This is a genomic window from Streptomyces sp. NPDC003032, assembly GCF_053591415.1.
In genome coordinates, this window is sequence record NZ_JBSFTT010000004.1 from 395,822 (window position 1) to 419,432 (window position 23,611).

The 23,611-nt window shown below is 72.6% G+C and carries 20 protein-coding genes and 2 tRNA genes; 15 read left to right on the forward strand and 7 right to left on the reverse strand.

The window, feature by feature from the left end; translation table 11 throughout:
• Position 1 precedes the first annotated feature (1 nt).
• Positions 2-604 (forward strand): oligoribonuclease, encoded by a 603-nt coding sequence (orn, locus tag ACWDZ7_RS08355; protein WP_451795883.1) that lies wholly within the window; start codon positions 2-4, stop codon positions 602-604.
• 111 nt (positions 605-715) lie between these two features.
• Positions 716-788, forward strand: a tRNA-His gene (locus ACWDZ7_RS08360).
• Positions 789-874: 86 nt separating this feature from the next.
• On the opposite strand, the gene ACWDZ7_RS08365 is transcribed toward ACWDZ7_RS08360, so the two are convergent.
• Complete coding sequence (locus ACWDZ7_RS08365; RefSeq protein WP_451795884.1) at positions 875-1,930, reverse strand: LacI family DNA-binding transcriptional regulator; 1,056 nt, start codon at positions 1,928-1,930, stop codon at positions 875-877.
• 301 nt (positions 1,931-2,231) lie between these two features.
• Between ACWDZ7_RS08365 and ACWDZ7_RS08370 the strand changes: the two genes are divergently transcribed.
• The 4 genes from ACWDZ7_RS08370 to ACWDZ7_RS08385 all read left to right on the forward strand — a co-directional run bounded on the left by ACWDZ7_RS08370 (position 2,232) and on the right by ACWDZ7_RS08385 (position 6,918).
• Complete coding sequence (locus tag ACWDZ7_RS08370; protein ID WP_451795885.1) at positions 2,232-3,545, forward strand: ABC transporter substrate-binding protein; 1,314 nt, start codon at positions 2,232-2,234, stop codon at positions 3,543-3,545.
• Between the two features lie 5 nt (positions 3,546-3,550).
• Complete coding sequence (locus ACWDZ7_RS08375; protein WP_451795886.1) at positions 3,551-4,558, forward strand: carbohydrate ABC transporter permease; 1,008 nt, start codon at positions 3,551-3,553, stop codon at positions 4,556-4,558.
• On the forward strand, positions 4,555-5,406 hold the full coding sequence (locus tag ACWDZ7_RS08380) for a carbohydrate ABC transporter permease (protein ID WP_451795887.1): 852 nt from the start codon (positions 4,555-4,557) through the stop codon (positions 5,404-5,406). Before ACWDZ7_RS08375 ends, ACWDZ7_RS08380 begins: the two co-directional genes overlap by 4 nt.
• A gap of 90 nt (positions 5,407-5,496) precedes the next feature.
• Positions 5,497-6,918: a GH1 family beta-glucosidase gene (locus ACWDZ7_RS08385; RefSeq protein WP_451795888.1), complete on the forward strand. Its 1,422-nt coding sequence runs from the start codon at positions 5,497-5,499 to the stop codon at positions 6,916-6,918.
• Between the two features lie 66 nt (positions 6,919-6,984).
• Here ACWDZ7_RS08385 and ACWDZ7_RS08390 read toward each other — a convergent pair whose 3' ends face one another.
• Positions 6,985-8,373 (reverse strand): sensor histidine kinase, encoded by a 1,389-nt coding sequence (locus ACWDZ7_RS08390; RefSeq protein WP_451795889.1) that lies wholly within the window; start codon positions 8,371-8,373, stop codon positions 6,985-6,987.
• Entirely contained in the window at positions 8,370-9,071 is a 702-nt protein-coding gene (locus tag ACWDZ7_RS08395) for a response regulator transcription factor (RefSeq protein ID WP_451795890.1), read from the reverse strand. Before ACWDZ7_RS08395 ends, ACWDZ7_RS08390 begins: the two co-directional genes overlap by 4 nt.
• 58 nt (positions 9,072-9,129) lie before the next feature.
• Here ACWDZ7_RS08395 and ACWDZ7_RS08400 point away from each other — a divergent pair, with 58 nt between their 5' ends.
• Positions 9,130-9,675 (forward strand): hypothetical protein, encoded by a 546-nt coding sequence (locus ACWDZ7_RS08400; protein WP_451795891.1) that lies wholly within the window; start codon positions 9,130-9,132, stop codon positions 9,673-9,675.
• 9 nt (positions 9,676-9,684) lie between these two features.
• Here ACWDZ7_RS08400 and ACWDZ7_RS08405 read toward each other — a convergent pair whose 3' ends face one another.
• On the reverse strand, positions 9,685-10,548 hold the full coding sequence (locus tag ACWDZ7_RS08405) for a spermidine synthase (protein ID WP_451515666.1): 864 nt from the start codon (positions 10,546-10,548) through the stop codon (positions 9,685-9,687).
• A 56-nt stretch (positions 10,549-10,604) separates the two neighbouring features.
• Positions 10,605-11,099 carry a hypothetical protein gene (locus ACWDZ7_RS08410; RefSeq protein WP_451795892.1) on the reverse strand — a complete coding sequence of 165 codons (495 nt, stop codon included), beginning with the start codon at positions 11,097-11,099 and terminating at the stop codon, positions 10,605-10,607.
• A gap of 311 nt (positions 11,100-11,410) precedes the next feature.
• Here ACWDZ7_RS08410 and ACWDZ7_RS08415 point away from each other — a divergent pair, with 311 nt between their 5' ends.
• Positions 11,411-12,925 carry a hypothetical protein gene (locus tag ACWDZ7_RS08415; RefSeq protein ID WP_451795893.1) on the forward strand — a complete coding sequence of 505 codons (1,515 nt, stop codon included), beginning with the start codon at positions 11,411-11,413 and terminating at the stop codon, positions 12,923-12,925.
• A gap of 7 nt (positions 12,926-12,932) precedes the next feature.
• Here the strand turns inward: ACWDZ7_RS08415 and ACWDZ7_RS08420 are convergent, their stop codons facing one another.
• Entirely contained in the window at positions 12,933-13,526 is a 594-nt protein-coding gene (locus ACWDZ7_RS08420; protein ID WP_451795894.1) for a histidine phosphatase family protein, read from the reverse strand.
• A gap of 238 nt (positions 13,527-13,764) precedes the next feature.
• Here ACWDZ7_RS08420 and ACWDZ7_RS08425 point away from each other — a divergent pair, with 238 nt between their 5' ends.
• The 6 genes from ACWDZ7_RS08425 (at position 13,765) to ACWDZ7_RS08450 (ending at position 19,835) form a co-directional block, all read left to right on the forward strand.
• Complete coding sequence (locus ACWDZ7_RS08425) at positions 13,765-14,718, forward strand: phosphatase PAP2 family protein (protein WP_451795895.1); 954 nt, start codon at positions 13,765-13,767, stop codon at positions 14,716-14,718.
• A complete protein-coding gene (locus ACWDZ7_RS08430; RefSeq protein WP_451795896.1) occupies positions 14,615-15,802 on the forward strand; it encodes a hypothetical protein in 1,188 nt (395 codons plus the stop codon). The genes ACWDZ7_RS08425 and ACWDZ7_RS08430 overlap by 104 nt, the downstream gene beginning before the upstream one ends.
• Positions 15,803-16,007: 205 nt before the next feature.
• Entirely contained in the window at positions 16,008-17,594 is a 1,587-nt protein-coding gene (locus ACWDZ7_RS08435; protein ID WP_451795897.1) for a hypothetical protein, read from the forward strand.
• Entirely contained in the window at positions 17,594-18,955 is a 1,362-nt protein-coding gene (locus ACWDZ7_RS08440; RefSeq protein WP_451795898.1) for an AAA domain-containing protein, read from the forward strand. Before ACWDZ7_RS08435 ends, ACWDZ7_RS08440 begins: the two co-directional genes overlap by 1 nt.
• Before the next feature lie 368 nt (positions 18,956-19,323).
• Positions 19,324-19,677, forward strand: coding sequence for a hypothetical protein (locus ACWDZ7_RS08445; RefSeq protein WP_451795899.1), 354 nt, complete (start codon positions 19,324-19,326; stop codon positions 19,675-19,677).
• 84 nt (positions 19,678-19,761) lie between these two features.
• Positions 19,762-19,835: transfer RNA gene (locus ACWDZ7_RS08450), tRNA-Lys, on the forward strand.
• 58 nt (positions 19,836-19,893) lie between these two features.
• Here the strand turns inward: ACWDZ7_RS08450 and ACWDZ7_RS08455 are convergent.
• Complete coding sequence (locus ACWDZ7_RS08455) at positions 19,894-21,192, reverse strand: M6 family metalloprotease domain-containing protein (RefSeq protein ID WP_451795900.1); 1,299 nt, start codon at positions 21,190-21,192, stop codon at positions 19,894-19,896.
• A 493-nt stretch (positions 21,193-21,685) separates the two neighbouring features.
• On the opposite strand from ACWDZ7_RS08455, the gene ACWDZ7_RS08460 reads away from it, so the two are divergent.
• Complete coding sequence (locus ACWDZ7_RS08460; protein ID WP_451795901.1) at positions 21,686-23,593, forward strand: putative bifunctional diguanylate cyclase/phosphodiesterase; 1,908 nt, start codon at positions 21,686-21,688, stop codon at positions 23,591-23,593.
• Positions 23,594-23,611: the final 18 nt, after the last annotated feature.

The window sequence follows — 23,611 nt, forward strand, 5'->3', positions numbered from 1 at the left end:
CATGAACGATCGCATGGTGTGGATCGACTGCGAGATGACCGGGCTCTCGTTGACGGATGACGCACTTATCGAGGTGGCCGCACTGGTCACCGACTCGGAACTGAACGTGCTCGGCGAAGGTGTGGACATCGTGATCCGCCCGCCGGACGCGGCGCTGGAGACCATGCCCGAGGTGGTGCGCGCCATGCACACCGCCTCGGGGCTCCTCGACGAGCTGGCCGGCGGCACCACGCTGGCCGACGCCGAGGAGCAGGTCATGGCGTACGTACGTGAGCACGTGAAGGAACCTCGGAAGGCTCCGCTGTGCGGAAACTCGGTCGGCACCGACCGCGGCTTCCTGCTGCGCGACATGGCGGGCCTGGAGGAGTACCTCCACTACCGGATCGTCGACGTCTCCTCCATCAAGGAGCTGGCCCGGCGCTGGTACCCCCGGGCGTACTTCAACAGCCCGGACAAGAGCGGCAACCACCGCGCGCTCGCCGACATCCGCGAGTCCATCGCCGAGCTGCGCTACTACCGCGAGGCGATCTTCGTCCCGCAGCCCGGCCCGGACTCCGACACCGCGAAGTCGATCGCGGCCAAGCACGTACTGCCCGCGGAGTAGCCTCCGCGGGGTCCCCTTGTACGGGGTCCGGAAAAGGTGTGCGCGAGCACCCCTTCGGACCCTGTACACTTTTTCTCGGCCGGTCGGAAGAAAGACAAACGACCGGACATGGTGGGTGTAGCTCAGTTGGTAGAGCACCTGGTTGTGGTCCAGGTGGCCGCGGGTTCAAGTCCCGTCACTCACCCTGAGGAAAGGGCCCCGGTTCGAGAGAACCGGGGCCCTTTCCGTTTGCGCATTCCTGCCTCAGGACCGCGACTCGCGAATCGTGCCTCAGGAAGAGGCCCGCTCCACCAGCTCCGTCGGAAGCACCAGCTGGCGCCGCTCCAGGCGACGGGCGGCGGCCGGGCGGCTGTCCGCGATCTCGGCGAGCAGCAGATCGATCATCGCCCGCCCCATCTCCTCGATCGGCTGGCGCACGCTGGTGAGCGGCGGGTCCATGTGCCGCGCGATCGCCGAGTCGTCGAAGCCGACCAGCGCCACGTCGTCGGGTATCCGGCGCCCCGCCTCGCGCAGCGCCTGCCGGGCTCCCGCCGCCATCACGTCGGAGCCCGCGAAGACCGCGTCAAGACCGGGGCAGGCGTCGAGCAGCTGCCGCATCGCGCGATGGCCGCCCTCCTCCGTGAAGTCACCCGGCGCGATCAGCCGCTCGTCCACCGTGCGGCCCGCGTCCCGCAGCGTGGCGCGGTAGCCGTCCAGGCGGCGCTGGGCCCCGTACACGTCGAGACGGCCCGTGATGGTTGCTATGGCCGTGCGGCCGCGCGCCAGGAGATGCTCCACGGCCGAGCACGCCCCGGCGAAGTTGTCGGAGTCGACCGAGGGCAGCGCCTCGTCGGCGCAGCGGCGGCCGCTGATCACCGCGGGGATCTCCAGCTGGGTCAGCAGGTCCGGCAGCGGGTCGTCGGCGTGCACGGAGACCAGCAGCACGCCGTCGACCCGGTGGGCCGCGAGGTACTGGGCGAGGCGCTGGCGCCGCTGGTCGTTGCCCGCGAAGATCAGCAGCAGCTGCATCTCGGTCGCGCTCAGCTCGGCGCCCACCCCGCGCAGCACGTCGGAGAAGTACGGCTCGGCGAAGAACCGGGTCTCGGGCTCGGGCACGACCAGGGCGATCGCGTCCGTGCGGTTGGCGGCGAGGGCGCGGGCCGCCGTGTTCGGGACGTAGCCCAGCTCGGCGACGGCGGCCTCGACGGCTGTCCGCGTCGCCGCGCTCACCCTCGGCGAGCCGTTGATCACGCGGGAGACCGTTCCCCGGCCCACTCCCGCCCGCGCCGCGACCTCCTCCAGCGTGGGTCGTCCGCCGCTGCGGCCGCGCGCTGCGTGAGCTGCCATTGTCCGCCTCCCGTCACACTGCCCCCGGCGAGGAATGTAACAGCCGGATCTTCGCCGGGCGGATGGGCCGATGCGCGGGCGGCCCGTAACGGCCCGATAACCGAAGACATAACTCTCTGTCCGGTCCCTTGACACCCCCGCCCGCAGCCACGAGTCTTCAAGCAATCACCTGTGGGAGCGCTCCCACGCTACCTGACACGTACACAACCCGCACGTTCCCCGCCCGAGCCGCAGAGTGAACCAACGGGCCCAGCAGAGCAGTTGGCCGGGGGGTCGGCACGTCAGGCAACAGGAGGACGTCATGCATACGAGTACCCGCCGGACCCGCCGGCTGGTGACCTACGCGGCCGTGACCGCGCTGGCCACGAGCCTGCTGGCCGCTTGTTCCAGCGACGACGACAGCGGCTCAGCGGGCGGTGACGGCAAGACCACGCTCAATGTGGGCACGTTCGGCGTGCTGGGCCTCAAGCAGGCAGGCCTCTACGAGGAGTACGAGAAGGCACACCCGGACATCGAGATCAAAGAGAACGTCATCGAGCGGAACGACGCCTATTACCCGAAGCTCCTCACCCAGCTGCAGTCCGGCGCCGGTGTCAATGACGTGGCGGCCATCGAGGTCAGCAACATCACGGAGATCGTGCAGACCCAGGGCGCCAAGTTCGAGGACCTCGGCAAGGCCGAGGGCGTGGACAAGTCCTCGTATCTCGACTGGAAGTGGAAGCAGGCCACCACCGAGGACGGCAAGACGGTCGGCCTCGGTCTCGACATCGGTCCGACGGCGCTCTGCTACCGCAAGGACCTCTTCGAGAAGGCGGGGCTGCCCACCGACCGCGAGCAGCTCGCCAAGGAGTGGGCGGGCGACTGGGACAAGTACGTCGCGCTGGGCGAGAAGTACATGAAGAAGGCGCCCAAGGACACCAAGTTCGTCGACTCCGCCTCCAGCGTCTACAACGCCGTCTTCGCCGGTGCGACCGAGCGGTACTACGACAAGAGCGGCGAGGAGATCTACGACGAGAGCCAGGGCCGCAAGGACGCCTGGGACGCGGCGATGAAGGTCGCGGGGGGCGATATGTCCGCCAAGCTGAAGCAGTTCGACCCGACGTGGGACCAGGGCTTCGCCAACGGCAAGTTCGCCTCGGTGGCCTGTCCCGCCTGGATGGCCGGTTACATCCAGGAGAAGACGGGCCCGGGCGGCAAGGGCAAGTGGGACATGGCCAAGGCGCCCACGGACGGCAACTGGGGCGGCGCGTTCCTCGGCGTGCCGAGCGCGGGCAAGCACAAGAAGGAGGCGACCGAGCTCGCCGTCTGGCTGTCGCAGCCCGAGCAGCTCGCGAAGATCTTCGCCAAGCAGGCCAGCTTCCCGTCCACCCCGCCGGTCTACGACAAGCTGAAGCCGTCGGCGCAGACCAAGGCGTACTTCAGCGACGCGCCCATCACCAAGATCTACGCCGACACCGCGAAGAACATCCCCACGGCGATCTACGGCATCAAGGACGCCCAGATCGGCCAGTCCATCACGGACATCGGCGTGCTCCAGGTGGAGCAGCAGGGCAAGTCTCCCGAGGAGGGCTGGGAGGCGGCCCAGAAGGAGATCAAGGATGTTCTGGGACAGTGACGGACATGTCCGATACCGCTGAGTACGCCGAGACCGCGTCCCCCGGCAAGGGGGACGCGGCCCCGGCCGCGTCGGGGGGCCGCGCGTCCTCCCCCACGACGTCCTCGTGGCGCAGCCGCCTGTACCGCTGGGACATCAAGGCGTCGCCGTACGTCTTCGTCGCGCCGTTCTTCCTCTTCTTCGGCGCCTTCGGCCTGTTCCCGCTGCTCTACACCGGCTGGGCGTCGCTGCACCGCCTGGAGCTGACCAACCTCGACGACAGCACCTGGCTGGGCCTGGAGAACTACACCAACCTGCTCCAGAGCGACTACTTCTGGAACGCGCTCGGCAACACCTTCACCATCGGGGTCATCTCCACCGTCCCCCAGCTCGCCATCGCACTCGGCATCGCGCACCTGCTCAACTACAAGTTGCGCGGGTCCACGCTGTGGCGGGTCGCGATGCTCGCTCCGTACGCGACGTCGGTGGCGAGCGCCTCGCTGGTCTTCACGCTGCTGTTCGCCTGGGACGGCGGCATGGTCAACTGGATGATCGGCTCCGTCGGCTTCGACCCGGTCAACTGGCGCGAGTCCTCGTGGGGTTCGCAGGCGGCGGTGTCGACCATCGTCATCTGGCGGTGGACCGGCTACAACGCCCTGATCTATCTGGCGGCGATGCAGGCCGTGCCGCACGACCTGTACGAGTCGGCCTCGCTGGACGGCGCCTCACGCTGGCAGCAGTTCCGGCACGTGACCATCCCGATGCTGCGTCCGACGATCCTGTTCACGGTGGTCGTCTCCACCATCGGGGCGACCCAGCTGTTCGGTGAGCCGCTGCTGTTCGGCGGCACGGCGGGGTCCAAGGGCGGCGCCGACCACCAGTTCCAGACGCTCGGTCTCTACCTGTACGACCAGGGCTGGATCAACGGCCATTTGGGCCGGGCCTCGGCCGTCGCCTGGCTGATGCTCCTGATCCTGCTGCTCATCGCCGCGGTCAACCTGCTGATCGCCCGACGCCTGAGGAAGGACCGATGAAGTCCCGCACGCCGGGCCGGAAGGCCGGCCGCACGATGCACGCGGGGCCGCTGACCTACCTCGTCCTCGCGCTGTTCACCGCCATCTCGCTGGCGCCGCTGATCTGGACGGCGATCGCGGCCTCGCGCACGAGCGGACGGCTCGCCCAGACGCCGCCGCCCCTGTGGTTCGGCGGGAACCTCTTCAAGAACCTCGAACGGGCGTGGAGGGAGGCGAGCCTCGGCGACGCGATGCTGAACACCACGATCGTGGCGGGCAGCATCACCATCGGCACCGTCCTCTTCTCCACGATCGCCGGGTTCGCCTTCGCCAAGCTGAAGTTCCGGTTCAGCGGGGCGCTGCTCATACTGACCATCGGCACGATGATGGTGCCGCCGCAGCTGAGCGTCGTACCGCTGTATCTGTGGATCGCCGACCTGCAGTGGACCAACCAGCTCCAGTCGGTGATCCTGCCTACGTTCGTGAGCGCCTTCGGGGTCTTCTTCATGCGGCAGTACCTGCTCCAGGCGCTGCCCGGTGAGCTGATCGAGGCGGCGCGGATGGACGGGGCGAGCAGTCTGCGCATCATCTGGCACGTGGTGTTCCCGGCGGCGCGGCCCGCGATGGCCGTCCTCGGCCTGCTGACGTTCGTCATGGCCTGGAACGACTTCCTGTGGCCGATCATCGCCCTGAACCAGTCGAACCCCACCGTGCAGGTGGCGCTCAACTCCCTCGGCACGGGGTACATCCCCGACCGAGCGGTGATCATGGCGGGCGCACTGCTCGGTACGTTGCCGCTCCTGCTGGCGTTCGTCCTGTTCGGCAAGCAGATCGTGAGCGGGATCATGCAGGGGGCGGTCAAGGGCTGACGCCGCCCCCGCCCGCCGTGCCCCGCACCCCGCCCCGCCCCCGCGTGCCCTCTCCCCTTGTCCTGACCCCCCTCCCATGGGAGCGCTTCCATGCCTGAACCCCTTACCTTCCCGGCCGGTTTCCTCTGGGGCGCCGCCACCTCCGCGTACCAGATCGAGGGCGCCGTGCGCGAAGACGGCCGCACGCCCTCCATCTGGGACACCTTCAGCCACACGCCGGGCCGCACGGTCGACGGTGACACCGGCGATGTCGCCGTCGAGCACTACCACCGCTACCGCGACGACGTGCGGCTCATGGCCGACCTCGGTCTGAACGCCTACCGGTTCTCCGTGTCCTGGTCGCGGGTGCAGCCCACCGGGCGCGGCCCCGCCGTCCAGCGCGGTCTGGACTTCTACCGGCGCCTGGTCGACGAGCTGCTCGCCAAGGGCATCGCGCCCGCCGTGACCCTCTACCACTGGGACCTGCCGCAGGAGCTGGAGGACGCGGGCGGCTGGCCGGTGCGCGAGACCGCGTACCGGTTCGCCGAGTACGCGGGCTTCGTCGCCGAGGCGCTGGGCGACCGCGTCGAGTCCTGGATCACGCTCAACGAGCCCTGGTGCAGCGCCTTCCTGGGCTACGGCTCCGGCGTGCACGCCCCCGGCCGCACCGACCCCGCGGCCGCCCTGCAGGCCGCGCACCACCTCAACCTCGCGCACGGCCTGGGCACCCAGGCGCTGCGCGCCGCCCTGCCGGCCCGCGCCCGCGTCGCGGTGAGCCTGAACTCCGCGGTGGTCAGGGCGGTCTCGGACACGCCGACGGACCTGGACGCCCGTCGACGCGTCGACAACCTCGCCAACGGCGTCTTCCACGGCCCCATGCTGCACGGCGCCTACCCGGCGGACCTCCTGACGGACACCGCCCGGGTCACCGACTGGTCCTGCGTCCACGACGGCGACCTGGCCGACATCCACCAGCCACTGGACGCGCTGGGCCTCAACTACTACACGCCCGCGCTGGTGTCGGCAGCCCCGGACGACGCCGGGAGCGCGCGCGCCGACGGACACGGCGTGAGCGAGCACTCTCCCTGGCCCGCGTCCGAGGACATCGCCTTCCACCAGACGCCGGGCGAGCGCACCGCGATGGGCTGGACCATCGATCCGACGGGGCTGCACGAGCTGATCATGCGGTACGCCCGGGAGGTCCCGGGGCTTCCGGTGTACATCACGGAGAACGGCGCGGCCTGCGACGACAAGCCCGATCCGGACGGCCGCGTCCACGACCCGGAGCGGATCGCGTACCTCCACGGCCACCTGGCCGCCGTCCGCCGCGCCATCACCGACGGCGCCGACGTCCGCGGCTACTACCTCTGGTCGCTCCTGGACAACTTCGAATGGGCGTACGGCTACAGCAAGCGTTTCGGCGCGGTCTACGTCGACTACGAGACGCAGGCGCGCACTCCGAAGTCCAGCGCCCACTGGTACGCGACGGTCGCCGCCGCGGGCGAGCTGCCGCGGGATCCGGCGCTGGACTGAGCCGGCTGCTCCCCGCGGGGGGCGCGGGGAACTGCGCGAGCAACCACGACGCGCCCGCGGGGGATCTCAGTCCTGGCCGCCCGCACGCCTCCGGCGACGCACGGCGGGGCCCCGATGCCCCCGCCGCCCCGCCGCCCCCCGGCGATGACCCCGCTGGAGCCGGAGCCGCACCTCCGTACCGCCCAGGACCGAGCCGCCGACACGGACATCGCCGCCCGTCGACTCGGCGAGGCGGCGGACGATGTCCAGGCCCAGGCCCGTGGAGCCGTCCGCTCCCGAGCCCGCGCCCCGGGCCATCGCGGCCTCGGGGTCGGCGATCCCGGGCCCCGCGTCGGAGACGAGGACGATCACCGCGTCCTCGCCGCTGTGCACGTCCACGGAGAAGGCCGTGCCCTCGCCCGTGTGCCGGAAGACGTTGCCGAGCAACGCGTCGAGCGCCGCCACAAGGTCGGGCCGGGCCACCGGTATGTGGACCGGCCGCTCCACCCCCGCCACCCGCACCTCCCGGCCCTCGTCCTCCGCGAGCGCCGACCAGAAGGCCATCCGCTCGCGGATCACCTCGGCGGCGTCGCAGCCCGCCCCGGGCCCGACCGCCGCCGTCCGCGGCTTGGCGTCCCGCGCGGTACGGATGATCGTGTCGACCTCGCGCTCCAGCGTCTCGACGGCCGTACGGGTCTGCTCGGCCGCCGGCCCGCCGCCGAGCGACGCGGCGTTCAGCCGCAGCACGGTCAGGGGCGTGCGCAGGCGGTGCGAGAGATCCGCCGCCAGCTCACGCTCGTTGGCGAGGAGCTGCACCACCTGGTCCGCCATCGCGTTGAACGCCACCGCCGCCAGGCGCAGCTCCGTCGGCCCCTCCTCCGGCACCCGCGCCCCCAGCTTCCCCTCCCCGAGGTCGTGCGCGGCGCCCGCCAGCCGCTTGGCGGGCTGGACCATGCGTACGCCGAGCCGGTCCGCGACGGCCACGGAGCCGATGACGAGCGCGACGCCGACGCCCGCGAGCACCAGCCACGCCGTGGTCACGCCGTTGCTGACCTCGGCCTCGGGCACGTAGATCTCCACGACGGCCGTACCGGAGCTGAGCGCGGTCGGCTGGAGTACCACGAAGCCACCGGGCACCTCGGCGGTCCTGGCGCGGCCCTCCTCGCGAGTGGCCTCCACGGCGCCCGCCCGCGCCCTCGGATCGCCGACCTCGAAGGCGGGGGCGCCGTCGACGGCCGGTACGTACACCGCCATCCGCCCGTCGCCGCCCGCCTCGGACGTGGCGACGGCCCGGGTCAGCTCCTCGCGGTCGGTGGTGATGGAGAGCGTGGGGCCCATGCCCGCGCCGTGCCGCTCCGCGTTCGAGACGGCGCGGTCCCTCGCCATCTCCTTGACGACGAGTCCGAGCGGCACCGCGAAGGCCACCACGACCATCGCCGTGACGGCCAGGCACACCTTGACGAGCGCCCACCTCACCGCGGCGGCTCCGACGGCGGCTCCAGCTTCACGCCGACGCCGCGCAGCGTGTGCAGATAGCGCGGCTTGGCGGCGGTCTCGCCCAGCTTCCGCCGCAGCCACGACAGATGTACGTCGATGGTCTGGTCGTCCCCGTAACTCTGCTGCCACACCTCGGCGAGCAGCTCCTTGCGCGCTACGACGACGCCGGGCCGCCCGGCCAGGAAGGCGAGCAGGTCGAACTCGCGGCGGGTCAGGTCGAGCCCCGTCCCGTCGAGATCGGCCCGGCGCCGCAACGGGTCGACGCGGAGCCCGCCGACCCGCAGGACGTCACTGGGCGGCGCCTCCCCGGCCGTGCCGCGCGCGCGGCGCAGCACGGCGGCCATCCGCGCCGACAGGTGTGCGACGGAGAACGGCTTGGTGAGGTAGTCGTCGGCGCCGTCGTTGAGGAGCCGTACGATCTCCGCCTCGTCGTCCCGCGCGGTGGCGATGATCACGGGGACGTCGGTGATGCCACGCAGCATCTTCAGCGCCTCCGACCCGTCGAGGTCGGGCAGGCCGAGATCCAGGATCACCACGTCAAAGCGGAAATGGGCGACCTCGCGCAGCGCCTCCAGGGCCGTGCCGACGCTGCGCACGGTGTGCGACGCCTCGGTCAGATGCCGGATGAGGGCGGAGCGTACGAACTGGTCGTCCTCGACGACGAGCACACTTGCCATGGGCGGCACCGTACGCCATATGGAGGAACCATCGCCGCGTGGTGCAGTATGGCCCGCGATGCACAGAGGAGTCGTACACGCGATCGCATGGTCGCTCGCCACGGGCGCGGCGGTCACGCTGTCGTGGTGGGGCGTCCACACGGTGCTCGCGGGGACCGTCTACGACCCGCCGCGCGCCCTGCCGCTCGCGGCCGACGGCGGCGCGGACCGCGCGGAGCCGCTGGCGTCCTCGACGCACCGCCCCGATCCGTCACCGGCCAAGAAGCCGCCGAAGACCCCTAAGACCCCTAAGTCCTCGAAGACCTCAAAGACCTCAAAGACCTCAAAGACCCCTGAGTCCACGGAAATCCCACACCGGCCGAAATCCCCCGAACCGCCCGAGACCCGCACCAAGAGCTACGGCACCAAGGGCGGCCGCGTCGTCCTCGATCTCGGGAAGGACTCCGCGGCGCTGGTCTCGGCGACCCCGGCGGCGGGCTGGTCGGTGCAGACGTGGAAGCAGGACACGTGGATCCGCGTGGAGTTCATGGCGGGCGCGGACAGGCTGTCGGTCTTCTGCACCTGGCACGACACCGCACCCCGGGTCGAGATCAACACGTACTGACGCGCGAGGTCAGCGGAACACCGACGGCGGCGGTGCCGGCGACGCGACCGCGCGGGCGTCCGTGACGGCGGCCGCTCCCCCGCTGAAGTCCCGCAGCCCGCGCCCGTGTTCGACCCTGCCGGGGTGCGGGTCGCTCGCGCTGCGCCGGGTCAGCTCGGCGACGGGCAGCGCGTGGTCGCAGCCGAGCAGCACGGCGTTGCCGAACCGCTTGCCGCGCAGCACGGTGGGGTCGGCGACGAGCGCGAGTTCGGGGAAGAGCGCGGCGGCGGTGGCGAGCTGGCCGCGCAGATGCGCGAGCGGCGGCCCGTCGGCGAGGTTGGCGGCGTAGTACCCGCCGGGCGCGAGGACTCTGCGTACGTCGGTGAGGAATTCCGTGCTGGTGAGGTGCGCGGGGGTCCTTGCGCCGCTGAAGACGTCGGCGATGACGAGGTCCGCCCAGCCGTCGGCGATCTTCGCGAGCCCTTCGCGGGCGTCGGCGCCGCGCACCCGCACACGGGCCTGCGGGTCCAACGGCAGCTCTCGGCGGACCAGTTGGATGAGCGCGGTGTCGCGCTCGACTATCTGCTGGGTGGAGCGGGGGCGGGTCGCCGCTATGTAGCGGGCGAGGGTGAAGGCGCCGCCGCCGAGGTGCACGGCCCGTATCGGCTTGCCCGCGGGCGCGACGAGGTCGGCGATGTGACCGAGCCTGCGCTGGTACTCGAAGTCGAGGTACGTGGGGTCGTCGAGGTCCACATGGGACTGCGGGGCGCCGTCCACGAGCAGCGTCCAGGCGCGCGGCCTGTCCCGGTCCGGCATCAGCTCGGCGAGCCCGCCGTCCACCTGCTCGACGACGGCCTCGGACGCCGCTTCCCGGGATCGCCTGTTCCTTGCCACCAGGCCATTATCGACGTACGAGGACGCTGGCGGCCCGGCGGCGGTGCGGGGACCGCTCAGCGGCAGTTGTCGGCGGCCTCGATGGTGCGGGCCGCCTGGCCGAGCGCGGCGCGCAGGACGGCCGGGTCCGTGACGGGGTCGGTCTCGCCGCCCGGCGGCAGGAGCCAGCCGGTGCCCGCGACCGGTGGCTCGGGGACGGCGGGGCCCGGCTCCGGCTCCGCGTACACACGCATGCCGCGCCCGAAGGTCTGCGTACAGGCGCTGCCCGGCAGGTCCCAGCCGTCGGCGGTGCCGGGCGGCACCAGGAAGCCGAGGGTGTCGCAGCTTCCGTCGTGCAGGACGGGGCCGATGGTGTCGCCCGCGCAGCGGCGCAGGATGTCGACCGCCTCCAGTCCCTGCCTGGCCGGGACGGTGACCAGGTCGCAGCAGTCGTCGTCGCAGGGGGCGGCGCCGGGCGGTGGGGCGCTGCCGTCCTCGGTGGGAAGGTGCCGCGCCGTCGTCAGTGAGGCCGGGGGCGCGCCGCCGTTCGTACGGGAGTCGCTGTTCTGCATGCCGATCTCCAACAAGGGGGACCCCTCCTCGCGAGTGCGGGAGCTGTTCTGGTCTCCCACTCCACATGGTTCAACGCGGCCCGGCGTCAACAGGCACTGCGGCACGCCGCCGCAGAGAGTGGCAGTTCATGGCAGATCTTGGGGGAGATATCCGGTTTGTAGCCAAACCGCGTGTGTCGGCCCCGTCACAGCGGGTACGTTCGTGCTCCGCCGGAACAGGGGGTGACCCCGCGAGATCCCGTGCGCGGGCGCGGCGTCCAGTGCGCCAGCGCGTGCGCGGACCGGCACGCTCCGCACGAGAGGGTCCGGCCATGGCGTCCTCACCGATGGCATCGTCAACTCAGTTCCCACGACCGAACCTCGCCTTCCGGCAGCTGCGCGGTCAGCGCTCCCCCGGAGAGTTCGCCGCGACGGTCCGGCGGGCCGCGCGCGAGATCGGCGAGCGGGTCAGCTGCGACGCGCGCTACGTCGGGCGCGTGGAGGCGGGGGAAATCCGCTGCCCCAACTACGCCTACGAGCGTGTGTTCTTGCACATGTTCCCGGGGCGCACACTCGCCGACCTGGGGTTCGCCCCCCGCGCGCAGGTGCGCGGAAGGGCGGCGCGCACGGACTCGGAGGCGCCGCACCCGCCTACCGTGCCCCGCCCCCGCGCGCCCCGACAGCCCAGCACCCGGCCCATCACCACGAGCGACACGAACAAGCCGCACCACACGATCCAGTTGTACGAGTCCCATCCGTCCGGGTCCGACCCCCACGCCTGCGATCCGTACGCGATCCAGACTCACGAGGAGAGCGATGTGCAACGTCGCGCATTCATGACCGGCTCCACCGCCGCCGTGGCCGCCGCGTCCCTGGGGCCCATCGGGCTCGCCATGGCCGGACAGGCCGAGGCCGCCGCCCGGCGCGGCCGCAGGATCGGCGAGGCCGAGGCCGGCGCGGTCGAGGACGCCGTACGCAAGATCAGGCTGCTCGACGACCGGCACGGCGCCGACGGCCTCTACCGGCGCGCCGCGGCCCCGCTGCGCACCGCCTACGCCCTGCTCGACGCGGGCACCACCCGGCAGTCCGCCTCGGACCGGCTGCACGCGGGCGCCGGTGAACTGGCCATCTCCGTCGGCTGGCTGGCGCACGACTCCGGCCGCTTCGACGACGCCCGCTCGCACTACGCCGAGGCCCTCGCGACGGCCCGGGTCGCCGGGGACCTCGACGTGGAGGCGCACGCCTTCTGCAACACCGCCTTCCTGGCGCGCGACGCCGGGCGCCCCCGGGAGGCGGTGCGAGCGGCGCAAGCGGCTGCCCGCGCGGCCCGGCACCGCGGCTCGCACCGGCTGCGCTCACTCATCGCGTTGCGTGAGGCGGGGGGCTGGGCGGGGCTCGGCGACCGCGCGGGCTGCGAGCAGTCGCTGGCCCGCGCGCACGCCCTCTTCGACCGCGGGGGCTCGGACGCCGACCCCGAGTGGATGAGCTTCTACGGCCCCGCCGAGCTGGAGGGCCTGGAGGCGCAGTGCTGGTCGGCGCTCGGCGACTGGGCGCGGGCGGCCCGGCACGCGCGGCGCGCGGCGGCCACGGCGTCCTCGCAGACCCCGCAGTTCACCCGGAACATCGCGCTCTACACCGCCGAGCTGGCCGACGACCTGGCCCGCGCGGGGCGCCCCGACGAGGCGGCGGCGGCGGGGCTGCGGGTCCTCTCGCTCCTGGACGAGGTGCAGTCGTCCCGCGTCCAGTCGATGCTCGCCACGACGGCGCGGGTGCTGCTGCCGCACCGCAGGGCCGCGGAGGTGGGCGTCTTCCTGGAGCGGCATGCCGCGCTTCCGCGCGCCGTGTAGCCAGGCGTCAGGCCAGGTGGCCCGTCTCGTTCCACGACTCGATGGCGGGCTCTCCGTAGGCCCAGCCGAGGACCGAGACCGAGGTCGGGTTGAGGCGGATGCGGGCGGCGAAGTCGATGTCGAGGCCCAGCCAGCGCGCGCCGATGACCCGCAGGATGTGGCCGTGCGCGAAGACCAGCACATCGCGCTCCGCGCTCCTGGCCCACTCCACGACCTCGTCCGCGCGGGCGGCGACCCGCGCCAGCGTCTCGCCCCTGGGGACACCGTCGCGCCAGATGAACCAGCCGGGGTGGACCGCCCGGATGTCGGCCGGTGTCATGCCTTCGTAGTCGCCGTAGTCGAACTCCATGAGCGCGTCCCACGTACGGGCGCGGTCCCCGAAGCCGGCGATCTCACAGGTCTCCCGCGCGCGGGAGAGCGGGCTCGTGCGCACCTCCACGTCGGGCAGGCCGTCGTAGGGCGCGCGGTGCAGCCGCTCGCCCAGGAGCTTCGCGCCACGGCGGCCCTCGTCCAGGAGCGGGATGTCCGTCCTGCCGGTGTGCTTCCCGGACAGTGACCATTCCGTCTGTCCGTGCCGGGCCAGCAGGATGCGGGGTGCCATGCGGGGACCTCTCCACGTTTGTGCTTATTTGGCGCTTTCTACGGACAGGGAGTCCCCGCCCCCTCCATCATCACCCACCTCTGATCGAACGCTCACCCGACGTCGCAACCCGTCGGCCGATCTCTGCGTCCCCTACCTCCGGAGGGCGCCACAGGGGGTGCCTCGGCACGCTCGCGTACGCCGTAAAGTGATCCGGCGGCCTGCGCCGAGTGAACAGAGATGATGGGGGATCGACCGGATGCCGAAGACCGCCGTACCAGGCATCGGCCGCACCATCGGACACCGGCTCCGCTGGTGGACGGAGCTGCCGCTGATCGTGCTGGTGTACGCCGCGTACTCGGCGGGGCGGCTGCTCGCCCGGGGTGACGTCTCCAGCGCCGTCGACCACGGCATCGGGATCCTGAAGGCCGAGCAGTTCCTGCGGCTCGACGCGGAGAGCCCGCTGAACCGTCTCTTCACCGCCCACGCCTGGATCGGCGTCCCCGCGGACTTCTGGTACGCCTCGCTGCACTATCTCGTCACGCCCGCCGTCCTGGTCTGGCTCTTCCGGAGCCACGCGGTGCACTACCGCGCCGCACGCGCGTGGCTGATGATCTCCACCCTGATCGGCCTGGTCGGCTTCACGCTCCTGCCGACCTGCCCGCCGCGGCTGCTCAGCGCGGGCCACGGCTTCATCGACACCATGGCGCAGTACAGCGACTACGGCTGGTGGGGCGCCGAGGCGAGCGCGCCGCGCGGGCTCGGCGGCATGACCAACCAGTACGCGGCGATGCCCAGCCTGCATGTGGGGTGGGCGCTGTGGTGCGGCGTGATGCTGTGGCGTCACGGGCGTTCGCCGCTGATGCGGGCCGCCGCGGTCGCGTACCCGCTCATCACCACGATCGTCGTGATGGGCACCGCCAACCACTACTTCCTCGACGCGGTCGCGGGCGGCGTCGTGATGGGCGTCGGGCTGCTGCTCGTACGGCCCTTGCGGCGGCTCACGGACCCGGTCATGGCACGGCTGCGGGCGCGCTTCACGCCCGGTGCGGGGGCATCGTCCGCCGCAGAGACCTCAATTGTCAGTGGCGAGTGCCAGACTTCGACGCGTGAGCGACTTCCCCGACAGCGCAAGCAGAGTCCCGGCCCGGAAGCCGAGCCGAGCGCCCGCCCCGCCGACGCGGCGGACAGCGCTGCGGCACCGGCTCGCTGAGCTGCGCGGCGCCGACGTTCCCGCACAGCCGCTGGACGCCCGCGCGCTCGCCGCGCTCGCGGCCAACCCCGGGTGCAGACGGCGGGCGCTGCTCGACGGCGCGGGCGTGGACAAGACGGCGCTCGCCCGGTCGCTGGGCTCGCCCTCCGGCTTCGGGCAGTCGCAGTTCGCGTTCATGCGGGGCAACGCGTTCGAGGCGCGGGTCAAGGCCGACGGCGGCGCGGAGCTGCTGCGTCTGACGCATGGGCGCCTGGGTGGCGGGCCCGAGCCGGTCGCCGGGCGATCCGCTCTTCCCGACCTGGCGGCGGTGGGCCCCGAGGGCCGGGCCGCGCGCACGGCGCTCGCGCTGCGCGAGGCGACGGAGTCCGGCGGCTGGACGCTCCTCGACCACCCCATGCTGGCGCTGGACGTGGCGGGGACGCTCGCCTTCCTCGAGCCGGACGCGGTGGTCGTCCATCCGGACGGCGCGTGGACGGTCGTCGAGATCAAGTCCTTCCCGATGATCGACGGTTCGGCGGACGCGGCGAAGGTGGGGGCGGCGGCGCGCCAGGCCGCGGTGTACGCACTGGCGCTGGAGCGGGTGGCCGCGCGCCTGGATCCCGCCCCGCGGATCCGGCACCACGTCCTCCTCGTCTGCCCCAAGGACTTCTCCAACCTCCCCACGGCTTCGGCGATCGACGTCCGCAAGCAGCTCTCCGTGACCCGGCGCCAGTTGGCCCGCCTCACTCGGGTCGAGGACATCGCGGCGGAGCTGCCCGAGGGCACGACCTTCGATGTACGCCGCCCCGCCGCCGAACTGACGGCGGCCGTCGAGGCGGTCCCCGCGACGTACGCCCCCGAGTGCCTCTCCGCCTGCGAACTGGCCTTCCACTGCCGGGCCCGCGCCCGCGAGGAGGGCGAGGTGACGTCCCTGGGCCGCGCGATCCGCGGCGACCTCGGCGGCCTGACGACGATCGGCGACGTCCTCGCGGCGGCGGCGGGTTCGTCGGCGGACGTGGACGATCCGGCGGTGAGGACACTACGGAGGGCGGCGGCGCTGCGGGAGGAGGCGTTGTCCGGCGTGGGCGCCTCGGGGGGGTCGTGATGCCGGCGCCTCTCCGTGTGCTGTTCGCGGGTGCGTGCATGCCGCCCTCTCCCTCGGCACAGGGTGCTCCCCACCCACCCGCCCTTCTGGCCTGGCGCCCTTCGGTGACCGTTCGACGCGGGGTAAACCGGTGGGTGGGTGCGAATCATCCGCCGCGGAGCGGCGGGCAAGGGGCCGACGGCCCGCAGACGAAGAAGGGCCGCACGTGTCGCTGATCGAGAGCCTCGCCCGGCTGGAAGCCGTGAGTACCGGACGCGCGCAGCCACGCGCGACCGTGCGGCACAGGCACATCTCCCAGCACCCCCTCGTCCTCGTCCCGCTCACCACCGCCGGCGAGGCGGGCGCACCGCTGGGCGCCCTCGTGGGGACGGAGCGGACCTCGCCCCGCCTCCTCGTCGTACCGCAGCCCCGCGACCGCGACCTCCGCTTCGCGTTCCTCGCACAGCTGGCCGAGATCGTCCTGCCGTACGTCGACGCGTACGCGGGCGACGTCGAGGCGGCCGAGCGCAGCGAGACGGATCCCGGGACCGGGAAGCGCGTCAAGGTGGAGGTCGAGCTGTGCGCGGACGCCCCGCAGGTGATCGTGCCCAGTCGCGCCGGCGTCGAGTTCGTACGGCTCCTCGGCCGCTCCATGCGTTTTCGCCGCACCGCCGAGCAGGACCCAGAGACGCCCTATCCGGCCCCGCCCCGCGTCCCGCTCCTCGGCCGCTGGCTGACGCACTTCGGAGAGCGGGCCCGCGTCCCCGGCTCGTCGCTGCTCGTCGCCATGACCGAGCTGCTCTCCCGGCACTGGGCCACCGGCCAGTCCAGCCTGGAGGACCAGCATCTGGGCGCCCTCCTCGCCTGGATCGAGGCCCCGGACGGCACATCGGGCGCCGAGTCCGCGCTCCGCGCCGAGCTGGACCGGGACAAGGACGGGCAGCTGCTGTGCCCGCCCGCCGGTCCGGCCACGGACCCGGCGTTCGACAACGACCTGCTCGCCCCGGCCATCGAGCGCTACGACCGCGCGCGCACCGCGCTGGCCGCCGCCGAGGACGGCGTCGAGGCGGACGAGCGCCTTGCCGTGCTGACGGCCGCCGAGCGGGAGATCCAGGCCCTGATCGAGAGCAGGACCCGCCCCACCTGGGACGCCGTGTGGCGCGGCCTGGACGCCCTGTGCACCCTGCCCGTGGCCGCGCACGACGCCGACCGGTGGACCCGCGACCGCTGGTCGTTCACCGGGCACCGCGACCGCGTGACGGCGGGCGAACCCCCGCAGCCCCGCGTCGACGACGCGATCACCGCGGCGAACAAACTGGCCACGCGCGAGCGTGAGCAGGCCCGCCTGGAAGCCCAGGAGGCACTCGACGACCCCCTGGTGATGGCGGGCCGCCGCCTCGCGGGCGAGGCCTTCGCCGGTGAGGTGACGGAGGTCGTCATGGCGTACAGCGAGGCGAAGAGTCCCCGACCGCGCCCGCTGGTCACCGTCCGTACGGACGACCGCCCCCACCTCGGCGCGCGCACGAAGGTGTACCGCTCCCTCCAGGGCAAGCCGCAGACGGCGGAGTTCGTGGCGTACGAGGGTGAGGGCGTCGTCGTGCTGCGCCTCACCGACAAGATGGGCCGCGGCAAGGAGCCCGACGCGGGGTCGGTCCCCGACAAGGGCGACCGGATCTGCTGGACGCTCTTCGAGCACGAGCAGCGCGGCGGCCCCAAGCTGCCGGACCCGGAGGACACCCCGTGGACGCACGGCGGGCCGCCCTCCGACAGCGCGGAGAGCCCCGATCCCGTGACCGCGGAGGACACCCTGTGATGCGGCTCGCCCCGCCCGCGGGCGGCACCTTCGACCCCGGCGCCGAGGCCGCGCGCGCCACGGAGGCGATCCTCCACGACACGCTGCACGGCACGCACCGCGGTGTCGTCGTCGACTCGCCTCCCGGCGCCGGCAAGTCGACGCTGGTGGTCCGCGCGGCGCGTGAGCTGGCCGCGGCCGGCCGGCGGCTGATGGTGATCGCGCAGACGAACGCGCAGGTGGACGACCTGGTCCTACGGCTCGCCGAGAAGGACCCGGAGCTTCCGGTGGGCCGTCTGCACAGCAGCGACCCCGACCCGTACGACAAGGCGCTGGACGACTTGGCGAACGTACGCAAGTCGACCAAGGCGGGGGACCTCGCCGGTCTGGACGTCGTCATCTCGACGGCCGCGAAGTGGGCGCATGTCAAGGTCGACCAGCTGGACGCGCCGTGGGGGCACGCGATCGTCGACGAGGCGTACCAGATGCGTTCGGACGCGCTGCTCGCCGTGGCGGGCCTGTTCGAGCGGGCGCTGTTCGTGGGCGACCCGGGCCAGCTGGACCCGTTCTCGATCGTCGGCGCGGAGCAGTGGGCGGGCCTTTCGTACGACCCCTCGGCCTCGGCCGTCACGACGCTGCTCGCCCACAACCCCGAGCTGCCGCAGCACCGTCTGCCGGTGTCCTGGCGGCTGCCCGCGTCGGCGGCCCCGCTGGTCTCGGGCGCCTTCTACCCCTACACGCCCTTCCGCAGCGGTACGGGGCATGGGGATCGCGTGCTGCGCTTCGCGGTGGAGTCGGACGGTTCGGCCCCGGACCGGGTGATCGACGAGGCGGCCGAGGCGGGCTGGGGCCTGCTTGAGCTGCCCGCGCGGAACACGCCGCGCACGGACCCGGAGGCCGTCCGCGCGCTGGCGCGGGTGGTGCGCCGCCTCCTGGACCGGGGCGGCGCGGCCACCTCGGAGCGCGACCCCGATCCGGCCCCGCTCACGGCCGACCGCGTCGCCGTCGGCACGGCCCACCGCGACCAGGCGGCGGCGGTCCGCGCGGCCCTCGCGGAGCTGGGCGTCACGGACGTCACGGTGGACACGGCGAACCGTCTGCAGGGTCGCGAGTACGACGTGACGGTCGTCCTGCACCCGCTCTCCGGCCGCCCCGACGCCACCGCCTTCCACCTGGAGACGGGCCGCCTCTGCGTCCTGGCCTCCCGCCACCGCCACGCCTGCATCGTGGTCTGCCGCGCGGGCGTCGACACCCTCCTCGACGACCACCCCTCCACGGAGCCGGTCCAGCTGGGCGTCACGGTGAAGTTCCCGGACGGCTGGGAGGCGAACCACGCGGTCCTCGCGCGACTGTCCGAGCACCGGGTGCTCTGGCGCCCCTGACCCCGCTCCGACACCTGTCAGACAGACGATCAACGCAGCGCCGCCCGACCCGCCGGACGGAGTCCGGCACGCCGCCGGAGGCGGCCAATGGTCACAGCCCCGGACGGCTGGGAGGCGAACCACGCGGTCCTCGCGCGGCTGTCCGAGCACCGGGTGCTCTGGCGCCCCTGACCCCGCTCCGACACCTGTCCGACGGACGATCAACGCGGCGCCGCCCGACCCGCCGGAGGCGGCCAATGGTCACAGCCCCGGACGGCTGGGAGGCGGACCACGTAAGGGTGGACCGGCCGCCCCCTTGTGCGGCAAGGGACAATGGAAGACGGCCGGACGCCGCACGGACGGCGCGCACCGTACGAGGAGGAACCACCATGGCGGAGCCCGAGCGGCCCCGGACCGAGCAGCGCATGCGCCCCGCGCCCCTGCTCTTCGAGCCGGCGGAGGCCGCGGCCGACCCCGAGCACTTCTTCGACCTGGAGTCGATCGAGGACCCGCGCGAGCTGCTGGACCGCGCGACGGAGCTGACGCACGCGTTCCGCGCCGCGACGGACCGGTCCGTCGAGTTCCAGGCCATGGCGGCCGCCCAGCTCGCCGACCCGCGCCGCTTCGACCGGCTGACGCCCGCGCTGATCGCGGAGCGCGCGGAGTGGACGGAGGACTACGCGAAGAAGATGGTGGAGTTCGGCAGGGATCTGCTGCGCGGGAGCGCCGAGAGGCACGGCTGAGGGCCTCGGACGGTCCGGTCCGGCCGAGGGGATATCGATTTTTCCTGGCGGCGATCAGGGTGCTAAGGTCTACGACGTCAGCAGGCGCCGCTAGCTCAGTTGGTTAGAGCAGCTGACTCTTAATCAGCGGGTCCGGGGTTCGAGTCCCTGGCGGCGCACAGACAGTGAGAAGCCCCTCGTGCGAGCGAGGGGCTTTTCGCATGCCCGTCGGCGCGCTCAGCCCACCGCCACCTTCACCGTCCACGCCCCCGACGCCGTGCGCGTCTCCACCTCGACGCGTACGTTCTCGCCGGGCACCGTGAAGCTCTCGCCCGCCCGCACCGGAGCGTCCGCCAGCTGCGGATACACCGAGTCGCCCCAGCAGGACTCCGACTCCGGATGGGCGTCGACGACCTCGATGGGGCCGCCGCCCGACGCCGTCCCGTTGCGCACCTCGTAGACGAGGACGCCCTCCGTGCAGGTCGCGTGGTCGTTGCCCAGCGCGCCCCGCGCCTCCAGGGCGATCGCCGTGTCCCGGCCCGTGCGGACCACCGCCAGCCTGGTGCCGCCGACGGCCCCCCGCACGGCGGGCGCCGACAGCGGCTCCAGGGTGAGCCGCTCGGCGCCCGCCGCCACGCAGTGCACCTGGCGGGGCTCCAGCCAGCCGAGCTTCCACTTGTGCCAGCCGAAGAGGTCGGGGGCGAGACCGAACTGGCTGCCCATGACGTCCCAGTCCCCGACGTGGGTGTCCCAGTCGCCGTTGCCGTCGGTCGGCCGGTGGTAGAGGTCGGGCAGGTCGAAGACGTGGCCCGTCTCGTGGGCGAGGACGTTGCGGTCCGGCGGGTGCCGCTCGAAGACCGTGACGATGCGCCGGATGTCCGTGCCGTCGGCCCGCATCGGCCGGTCGAAGTTCACGACCTTCGTGGCGTCCGAGTCGACGCCGGGCGCGTCCGGGTCGGCGACGAAGTAGACGACGTCGTACCGGGAGAAGTCCACGTGCGGATCGGCGGCGGCGAGCGCGTCGCGCAGATAGGCGGCGCGGCGCTGGGCGTTCCAGTCACGCTTTATCGCGTACGCCACCGAGGCCCTCGGCATCTGGACCCACTCGCGCCGCGGATGCGGGCTCAGGCGGAACTTTCCGTAGGAGGCCTGTTCGAAGAAGCGGCTGGTGTCGGGGAAGTGGTCGGCGGCCAGTTCGTCCGGGGTGGCCAGGGGCGGGGAGTCCGGGAAGGAGAGGAAGATCATGGCCGCGTCCAGGGTCCTGGCCGGGCGCGGATAGGCGGTGTTCCAGGTGTCGAGTCCCTCCGAGTGGTGCGCGGCGGTGCGGCGCAGGGCGCAGGGTCCCGCGGTGGACTCGGCGACGGCGGGGCCCGCGACGAGCGAGGTGGCGGCCAGGGCGGTCAGCGAGGTGAGCAGCGCCGTGGTGCTGCGCACCCGGGGGTCCCTCCATGGCCTGGGGTTCCTCCCTCCACGGGTGAGTCCCCAAGGGGGGAGCTGACGCGGCACGTCGACCTCCGGGAGCGGAATGCGGGACACCCCACCCACCTTGTGACGTTTTGCGAGACTCCGCCCTGTTTGCCTGGGCCTTCCGGGTGAGCGCGGGACCGGCGGGCGACACCCCGACCGCTCACGGAACGTCACAAGCGATCGAGGCGTGAAGGAACCAGTGCAGCGCCGAGCAGAAACGATCTGTCATCGGGGGCGGGTCCCGCCCGGTGCGGCGCCATGGCTGGATACGGCATCTGGCGGACCTCTATGATCGGCACACTTTCCTGCGCGGGCCCGGCCCCACACCGCCGTCCGCCACCTGCCCGCCGCCCGACGAGACCTGTTCGAGAACGACTGACTGCGGGAGCAAGCGGTGAACCGAACGTCCCAAGGGCCCCCCTCCATGGCGGCCACAAAACCCGGCCGAGCCCGCCCGGTCGTCACAGAGCGTGGCGATCCGGAGCGGGAGCGTCGTGATCCGGAGCGCGAACGCCGCGCCTCTGAGCGAGAGCGTCGTCATGCGGAGCGGGGGGCTCGCGCCATGGAGCGGGGACCCCGCGCCGCGGAGCCGGGGCCTCGCGCCACCGAGCCAGGGCCTCATCATCCGGAGCGGAGGGCTGGCGCCACCGAGCCAGGGCCTCGTGATCGGGAGCCGGGGCCCCGTGATCCGGAGGCGGGGTCTCGTGGTTCGGGGAGCGTCGACTATCGCGGCGCGTTCAGGCATGCCCCGCTTCCTCTGGCCGTCGTCGACGGTGAGGGACTGGTCGTCAGTGCCAATGACGCCCTCGCCGCTCTCCTCGGGGCGAGCCCGGAGGCGCTCCGTGGAGGCATCGCCGCCGATCTGGTCGACCTGGCCTCCGACGCCCGGACCTGGCACGCCTACCGCGAGGTGCTCCGCGGCCGGCAGGCCAAGCTGCGCTGCACGCGGCGTCTGAAACACCCCGACGGGCACTCGCTGTGGGTGCGGATCACGGTCTCGCCGATGCCGATGCCGATGCCGGAGTCGGAGTCGGAGTCGGCCGAGCGGGGCGCGGGCAGGACCGTCCTGCTCTCCGTCGCCGACATCAGCGCGCGCCGCGAGCTGCAGGCCCGGCTGCGCCACGTACAGATGCACGACCCGGTGACCCGGCTGCCCAACCGGAACCTCTTCTTCGAGCGCCTCTCCTCCGCGCTCGAAGCGGGTGCCTACGACGAGACGAGCACCGGCCGGGTCGGCCTCTGCTATCTGGACCTCGACGGGTTCAAGGCGGTCAACGACACCCTCGGCCACCGGGTCGGCGACCGGCTGCTCGCCGCCGTCGCGGAACGGCTCACGCGCTGCGCCGACCGGGCCGGATACGGCACGGTGACGGCGCCGCTGGTGGCACGCCTGGGAGGTGACGAGTTCGCGCTGCTCGTGGAGGACTCGACCGGGACGGACCAGCTGACGGACCTCGCCGAGGCGGCGCTGCGGGCTCTCCAGGAGCCGTTCGACCTGGCCGGCCAGCGGCTCTCCGTCTCCGCCTCCATCGGCGTGGTGGAGCGGCGTGCCGCGGGCACCACCACGACGGGGCTCATGCAGGCCGCCGACACCACGCTGTACTGGGCGAAGACGGACGGCAAGGCCCGCTGGACGCTCTTCGACCCCGAGCGCAACGCCCACCGCATGACCCGCCAGGCGCTCTCCAGCTCGCTGCGGCCCGCCGTGGAGCGCGGCGAATTCATCCTGGACTACCAGCCCTTGGTGGGCCTCGACGACGAGGGCGTGCAGGGCGTCGAGGCGCTGGTGCGCTGGCGGCATCCGCAGTTCGGACTGCTGACGCCGAATCGGTTCATCGGACTGGCGGAGGAGGACGGATCGATCGTGCAGCTCGGCCGCTGGGTGCTGCGCACCGCCTGCCGGCAGGCGCGTCGCTGGCAGCTGGCGCACCCGGAGCGGGAACCGGTGTTCGTGAGCGTGAACGTGGCGGTGCGGCAGGTGTGGGACTCCGACCTGGTCGCGGACGTGGCGGAGATCCTCGCCGAGACGGGGCTCCCGGCCCGGCTGCTGCAGCTGGAGCTGACCGAGTCGGCCGTCATGGGCTCGGCGGGGCGGCCCCTTCAGGCGCTCCAGGCGCTCAGCGACATGGGGGTGCGGATCGCCATCGACGACTTCGGCACGGGCTACTCGAACCTGGCGTATCTGAGCCGGCTGCCGGTGTCCGTCCTGAAGCTGGACGGGTCCTTCGTACGGGGATTCCAGTACGAGGAGGGCGAGGAGCACCTCAACCCCGCCGACGAGGTCATCGTCGAGGCGCTGGTGCAGCTGGCCCACCGGCTGGGGATCACGGTGACCGCGGAGTGCGTGGAGACGGCGGCGCAGGCCGCGCGGCTGCGGCGTATCGGCTGCGATACCGGCCAGGGGTGGCTGTACTCCCGGGCGGTCCCGGCGGATCGTATCTCCGTACTACTGCGCGGGGCGGGGGCCTGAGCCATGGCCCCGCCAGGG

Bases quoted from the DNA above. Each gene is read 5' to 3' on its own strand.
- ACWDZ7_RS08410 (WP_451795892.1), bottom strand. From the start codon at position 11,099: ATGCAGAACAGCGACTCCCGTACGAACGGCGGCGCGCCCCCGGCCTCA.
- ACWDZ7_RS08445 (WP_451795899.1), top strand. From the start codon at position 19,324: ATGGCGGAGCCCGAGCGGCCCCGGACCGAGCAGCGCATGCGCCCCGCG.
- ACWDZ7_RS08395 (WP_451795890.1), bottom strand. From the start codon at position 9,071: ATGGCAAGTGTGCTCGTCGTCGAGGACGACCAGTTCGTACGCTCCGCC.
- ACWDZ7_RS08415 (WP_451795893.1), top strand. From the start codon at position 11,411: ATGGCGTCCTCACCGATGGCATCGTCAACTCAGTTCCCACGACCGAAC.
- ACWDZ7_RS08385 (WP_451795888.1), top strand. From the start codon at position 5,497: ATGCCTGAACCCCTTACCTTCCCGGCCGGTTTCCTCTGGGGCGCCGCC.
- ACWDZ7_RS08425 (WP_451795895.1), top strand. From the start codon at position 13,765: ATGCCGAAGACCGCCGTACCAGGCATCGGCCGCACCATCGGACACCGG.
- ACWDZ7_RS08440 (WP_451795898.1), top strand. From the start codon at position 17,594: ATGCGGCTCGCCCCGCCCGCGGGCGGCACCTTCGACCCCGGCGCCGAG.
- ACWDZ7_RS08400 (WP_451795891.1), top strand. From the start codon at position 9,130: ATGCACAGAGGAGTCGTACACGCGATCGCATGGTCGCTCGCCACGGGC.
- ACWDZ7_RS08420 (WP_451795894.1), bottom strand. From the start codon at position 13,526: ATGGCACCCCGCATCCTGCTGGCCCGGCACGGACAGACGGAATGGTCA.
- orn (WP_451795883.1), top strand. From the start codon at position 2: ATGAACGATCGCATGGTGTGGATCGACTGCGAGATGACCGGGCTCTCG.
- ACWDZ7_RS08375 (WP_451795886.1), top strand. From the start codon at position 3,551: ATGTCCGATACCGCTGAGTACGCCGAGACCGCGTCCCCCGGCAAGGGG.
- ACWDZ7_RS08380 (WP_451795887.1), top strand. From the start codon at position 4,555: ATGAAGTCCCGCACGCCGGGCCGGAAGGCCGGCCGCACGATGCACGCG.
- ACWDZ7_RS08365 (WP_451795884.1), bottom strand. From the start codon at position 1,930: ATGGCAGCTCACGCAGCGCGCGGCCGCAGCGGCGGACGACCCACGCTG.
- ACWDZ7_RS08460 (WP_451795901.1), top strand. From the start codon at position 21,686: ATGGAGCGGGGACCCCGCGCCGCGGAGCCGGGGCCTCGCGCCACCGAG.
- ACWDZ7_RS08370 (WP_451795885.1), top strand. From the start codon at position 2,232: ATGCATACGAGTACCCGCCGGACCCGCCGGCTGGTGACCTACGCGGCC.